This is a genomic window from Nostoc sp. CHAB 5715, from assembly GCF_020829685.1.
In the GTDB taxonomy this organism is placed as follows: Bacteria; Cyanobacteriota; Cyanobacteriia; order Cyanobacteriales; family Nostocaceae; genus Nostoc.
On record NZ_JAIVFR010000439.1, the window covers coordinates 1 to 5,923 of the forward strand.

At 41.3% G+C, this 5,923-nt stretch carries 4 protein-coding genes; all 4 read right to left on the minus strand.

Going from position 1 to position 5,923, the window contains the following annotated elements:
* On the minus strand, positions 1-1,928 hold a 1,928-nt coding region (locus LC574_RS22510; RefSeq protein ID WP_267871639.1), incomplete at its 3' end, for a helicase C-terminal domain-containing protein.
* A gap of 84 nt (positions 1,929-2,012) precedes the next feature.
* Positions 2,013-2,297 (minus strand): hypothetical protein, encoded by a 285-nt coding sequence (locus tag LC574_RS22515; protein WP_229455735.1) that lies wholly within the window; start codon positions 2,295-2,297, stop codon positions 2,013-2,015.
* On the minus strand, positions 2,290-3,603 hold the full coding sequence (locus LC574_RS22520; RefSeq protein WP_229455736.1) for a hypothetical protein: 1,314 nt from the start codon (positions 3,601-3,603) through the stop codon (positions 2,290-2,292). The genes LC574_RS22515 and LC574_RS22520 overlap by 8 nt, the downstream gene beginning before the upstream one ends.
* Before the next feature lie 17 nt (positions 3,604-3,620).
* Positions 3,621-5,315: a hypothetical protein gene (locus LC574_RS22525; protein ID WP_229455737.1), complete on the minus strand. Its 1,695-nt coding sequence runs from the start codon at positions 5,313-5,315 to the stop codon at positions 3,621-3,623.
* Positions 5,316-5,923: the final 608 nt, after the last annotated feature.

Consider the following 5,923-nt stretch of genomic DNA (forward strand, 5'->3'; position numbering starts at 1 on the left):
TTAGATTTTATGTTCTTACCTTGGGGATATAACTCGACTACACCACAAGCTGTATGCACAGCTTTATCTTTGACAGTTTGGGAACGAGGGGCAAATTGACTCAGGGCAATATCTAGATTCCGATCAATCACTCCCTCTGTTGGCGGCCATTGGTCGGCGTAGGTAGGAAAGTAGGTATAAAGCGATCGCACCCGCGTCGGAAAGCCAAACATCGGCAATAACCCAGCGTTTGCTAGACGTTCACTCAATTTATCTTGGGTGTAAGTATCGTCTTCCACAACTGTTTGAATTTCTGGGATTAAATCATCGCGCAGGAAATTCAACATCTGGGCATTGCTGGCGTTGGGTAACGCTGTCTGCACTCGCAAGCTATCTAATATAGTGATTATGGCTGGCTCATTTTTGGGATCATGTAACCAATCTTGGATATCTGGTTTGTAATTTTTCCAATCAATTACATTACCAAACTCACCGTGTACATTGTCACCTCCATTAGCAGCACTAATACCTAAATCGCTAAAAGCTTGCCGCAAAACTTCCTTGATCAGAACCCGTTCAAAAATGGGAACGCTTGTCATATCAACATAGGGCGGCGGTGGCGGATCACCTGTGATACTTTCCGGGCGTTGGAAGTAAAAATCATCGTGGCTTCTACCGCGACAGAAGGTAACAGCTAAAGCAACTCCAGCAGAACGTCTACCCGCGCGACCAACTCGCTGTTGATAGTTGAAGCGCCGGGGTGGCATATTTGCCATCATCACTGCCAACAGCGCACCGATATCAACACCCGCCTCCATTGTAGTTGTGACGCTTAAAAGGTCGATGCCTTGGACGCGGGAGATTTCATCATTATTGATAAAAATATCTTGAAACCAGCGTTGGCGTTTGGTACGTTGATCTCGGTCGGTTTGTCCAGTCAACTCGGCGGCGTTCATGCGGAAGGGCTGACCTTCTGAGGAAAGATAGGTATAGTAATCGAAGTCGCCAGTTGGGGTTCCTGCACCAAGTTGTTGAGGATTTTTGTTGGTATTATTACGGCTATTACATTCAGGACACAAACCAGCAGCAGGATGTAGGTAGAAAGCATTGCAGCGATCGCACCGATAGCCTTGATTTTTGGCCGACGGTAGCATTAAATAAAGTTTATTTGGATCTAGTGACAAACTACCACTAGCGGCAATTCCAGCTTGTGAGTTGAGTAATTGCTGTTGTATATCTTGAGGTTTTAAACCTGTAGACTCAATATACTTTTGGGCAAAGCCAGGTAAGTTGCTATCTGTTCCAGGGTAAAAAAACTTAGAATACTGATGTCGGCGACGGATGCCTAATTGTCTGATGACTGCATCAGTTGCTTGAATTATTTTAGATGGTGTATTTTCTAGCGGTTGATAGCTGACCCACCCTTGCCCAAAACCCTCCATTGTGCGTACCATGTGATCAAACAATGGATTCATCAGTTCAGCAGTGAGCATATCTTCCAGTCGGGTAGCATGGTCAGTCTGGGTTTGTGTAGCTGGAAAAATTTTCGTGACCGAATTACCAGACCAGTTGTAGCATTCAAACCAAGAATACCATTGCTGACCCTGATTTTGTCCAACCCAGTAATTTAAGGCGCGGAAACTCGAACCGCCGGGACAAATACCACACTCTAATAAAGCATCTCTAACTTTTTGCCGTAATTCCAACAAAGGAATGCGTTCGGGGTAGCGTTTGAGTAAACCAAGCCATGTAATACTCGCTTGTTGATTACTGGTGGGTAAACCCATCAGCCAGACAAGCGCCTCTACAACTAAGGTAGGATTAGCATTAGCAAAGCGATCGCGCCGAGTCATATCATCTGCTGCTTGGGCTACAGCATTATAAAGATTAGCGTTTAAAGTCTGCAATTTCGCAAGACTGGCTGGGTTATTAGCAGCAGTAATCTGCAAAAAGGCTATCAGGTGTAAAATTACTTAGCTTGCGAGTACTTTTGTATCCTCCCAAAAAGACATCGCCACAGACTTCGCAGACAATTAAATCGAGAACGCGGGAACCACAACCACAGCTGAGGCGATGGTTAGCATGGATAGCACCGATGGTTGGTCGATCGCTTTGTCGCTGAATTTGATCGACTTGGGTACAACTGGGGTTACAGCAAGCCCATAGGCTTTGCAAGTTGTGGAAAAATAAATGTCCGCGTACAGGTTGGGGCGATCGCGTTCTGCCGCTAAAGAGCGATAACGTAGTGGAAAGGCACTTTTAATATACAGCTGATAGATATGGTTAAGTCGTTGATACGCTCCAACTACGTCATGCACAGATTAATGCCTCTTCATATTTAACATTTAGCTTTTGACTCAACTGATGGGCAACTTCTCCACTCACGTTTTGATACAGTAGCCAGTCGCCCTGATATGTTGGTAATTGTCCAGATGCCAGCACCAAAGCACGTTCATATAGTTCTGGCCAGCGCTGTTTTACTGGTATTGCCAAACACTTTGTAGCAACATTGTAATGAACTTGGCAAGATGCACCATGATAATACAAAGCTAAAAAGCGCAAACCATACCAATCGCCTTGATGCCAAGTATTAGTGTTTTGGTTGTAGAAAAGGGTGTAGCGAAGGTTTCGGTTCTCATCACACATCTGATACATCCCTGTTTCGTGAGGAACACCGCAGATTTCAAAATTATCACCGTCAAAGTGCTTCCATTCCCACCGACTCGGCACAATTCCCGGCACATTCCTCAGACTTTGCTGCCAAGTAGCGATATCAGGTAGAATTTGAGCAAGTCGCGTGGATACTTCACCCGCATTGATGATGGGAAAATTATTTGCGATCGCATCAGGGTTATTCACCGCCAGTTGAATGCAGGGTGGTGCTTCGCCTCTGGGTTGGTGAGTAATAGATGCTACAATCCCATATTCTTCTAATTGCCTGAGTAAATTAACATTGCGTTGTCCACACAGTATAAATTCTGGATTTTGCGAGTTAATTTTAACAATAGCTGGAGGAGCCGCCGCCCATCTGGAACCGTCTAGTGAAGACTCAAGATGTCCTAATAAGCGTAAGCGTCGTAAGATGCGTTTAGGTTCCTGAAGTTGGAGTGCATTGCAGCTTTTTTTAAAGGATTCCCAGCTACCATTGCCGAGGGTTGATAACCAGTATAGGAAGCGATCGCTATTTTGGGAAGGTTTTACCCAGTCAGCATCAGAATGATTAATAGAGTGTAATTGTGTCAGTTCAAACGGGTTATCAGCACTGAGATTTTGTCTCGGTTGATAAGGAATCGGGCTGGTATAATCAAAAACATCATGAGCTACACCAACCATAGATTTTATCTGTTCATAAGTGAAGCCCCGACTATTTTTAATTGGACATTGGAAAAACGATAACTTTAGTAGACTTGCTTGCAATTCTGTGGGCAATTCACCGACTTGGTGACTTTCAATTGCTAGGAAGAAATAAAAAGGCTTTCGAGATTTTATACCCTTTTCTACTCGTAAAAGCGGCACTAATTTAGTAAGATTATGACGCTGTACTTGTTCAGAAATTTGCTTGATGAGGTCTTGTGGATTTCCGCGATAAGAAAATCCTGTATACCATCTTTGTACTTGTGGCATGATACACCCTGATGACTCTAAATAATTTGACAACTTTGCTCAATTACACTGCCAAAAATATGATATGCAGAATTAATTGGCATCACTTCCCGATGTACATATTTTTCTATATCTAGATAATTCCAATCTACAATCTTGACTAAACGCTGACTCGATTCACCTGCAAAAGTCGCCTCAATTAGGTAATCCCCAGGATGAGCAAAATCAAGCGTTATAGAAGTATTTGTACTTTGTGAATTCTCCAGAATTGTCTGATTATCTGATAATCGAGTTACTTTTAATTCTGCGATTGAATAGAAACCAAAAATAGTAATTTGTGGGCTATGATTCACAAGCCAAGCGCCAATTTTTGGTACGCGCAAACCGCCAGAAAAACTGATTGATAATTTGACACTTGGTTGCAAAGCATACTTAAGAGTTTGATTTTTGATAAAGACTCCATCCCAAGCTTGGGAAACAACCATACACTGCTGAAGTTCTACCCATCCAGAATTGTTAAATATCGGTTGAGGTGTACAACTCCACTCTAGTAAATGCTCATCTCGCAAGCGTTGAATATCACTGAGTAATTCTTGTTTGCATAGGAGAATAAACTGAGTACCTAATGATGGAGCTTCCCAAGATGCATAAGCTCCAGAATCAGGATTTTCAGGATCGGGAATTAGTATCCAAAAGTCACGAGCAGGCAAAATTAGGTAATCTAGATCGTCTGGAGAAGTAATTTGGTATTTAGCACCATTTTCTAATTCATTTGCATTAACTGAACACTCTAAAGGAAAATACCATCCAGGGCGTTCTTCTCTTAATGACTGAGTATGATCTCCCTGTTTAACTTCTACTGATTCTAGGCTGCGTCCTCGCTGCTGCTTGGGGTAAAGATAATAATCTACCTGTCCTAAAAAGGGATCTTCAGTGCGATATAAACCACAGAAAAGATGACGAATCCAAGTGCAATAATTATTTTTGTCTGCCGTAGGGCATCCTTGAGATTTCCACTGTTCATAAACTTGATGCAAAGCTTCGACAATCGCCTCATGACGTTGCTTTTTTTCCGTCAGTAAATCTTTTAAATGGATGCCAAATCCTCCTGCTTCTCGTCGAACATGAGCAAATAAAGTTTGGGCATCCCATTCTGCTTGCCATTGCTTTTCTTGAAATAGTTTTCGCAATCTGTCTTTATCAGTGCGACGCAGTAGGGATTGAGAAATCGGATAATTAATATAGGTAGCTGAACTACTACCTCGTTGTGCTGAAGGTAAAAATCTATGTTCCATTAGCCAATGATTCCACTCTTGCCAAAGGGGTTCTTCAGCTTCATAACCGAATTTCATCCCCAATGGACGAGCAAAACCAGGCAAGGCTAAAATTTCTCGTAAACGTTTGAAATAATTAGTTTCTGATATTTTTTCTTCTTGAGCCATTTGTGAAGCGGCTAAAATTGTGGCACATAAAAAAGTAACTCCTTTGGGTAATCCTTGGGAATCACGCCCTTTTAAATGCTGCAAATTAACCTGTCCCTCAAAGATGACTTTTCTTCTCACTGCTGTGCAGAAGTCATCAACCCAAGTACCACTTGTAGATAATTGCCCAAAATGATAACCAATACGTTCTATTACATCTTCATCAACGCTCAAATAAATTTTTGTACCGTGTGGTGTACCCTTGATAAAATAATCAATTAAAGCTTGATTCCAATCTGTATAATTCGCCATTCGGGTTTAGTGTAAGCGCTTGTTAAATCACCATAATTGATGATAATTTTTATAATGTAAGTAAGTATTTAAAAATTAAATTGGAGATGATGTTTTATAACACAGGCAATCATTGATGAGGGCTTGCTGCTTGGTTCGCTACTCAATCAAGTATTTTATTTCCAACTTAAAATTTATTATAAAGCTATAATAGTTACTAGTGCATACGTAATTTAACTGAAACTAATACTCGTTTATTTAAGATGAACTATCAACAATAGGACTTACGCACGCTCTACGAATTCTTGGCGTTCTTGGCGTCTTGGCGGTTCGATAAATTAAGCTTTTGGGCGATTTTTGCGTAAGTCCTAAACAAAAAGAATGCGTTATGCCTTAAAAAGCTCAAAATATAAGTATAAAAAATTACATAAGTTAATGAAGATTTGAACAAATATCATATTTTCGTTTGCGATCGCTAAAATTCAGTACCCAGAGGCGTATTAACAGGAGATAATAATAAGCTCACACCACCCTTAGCTGTTGTCCCATCAACCATTACAGAACTTATTCTGGCTTGGTTTAGGTAATTGACTTGACAGTCACAGGGTCAAATTTTGCAAGTTGTTCTG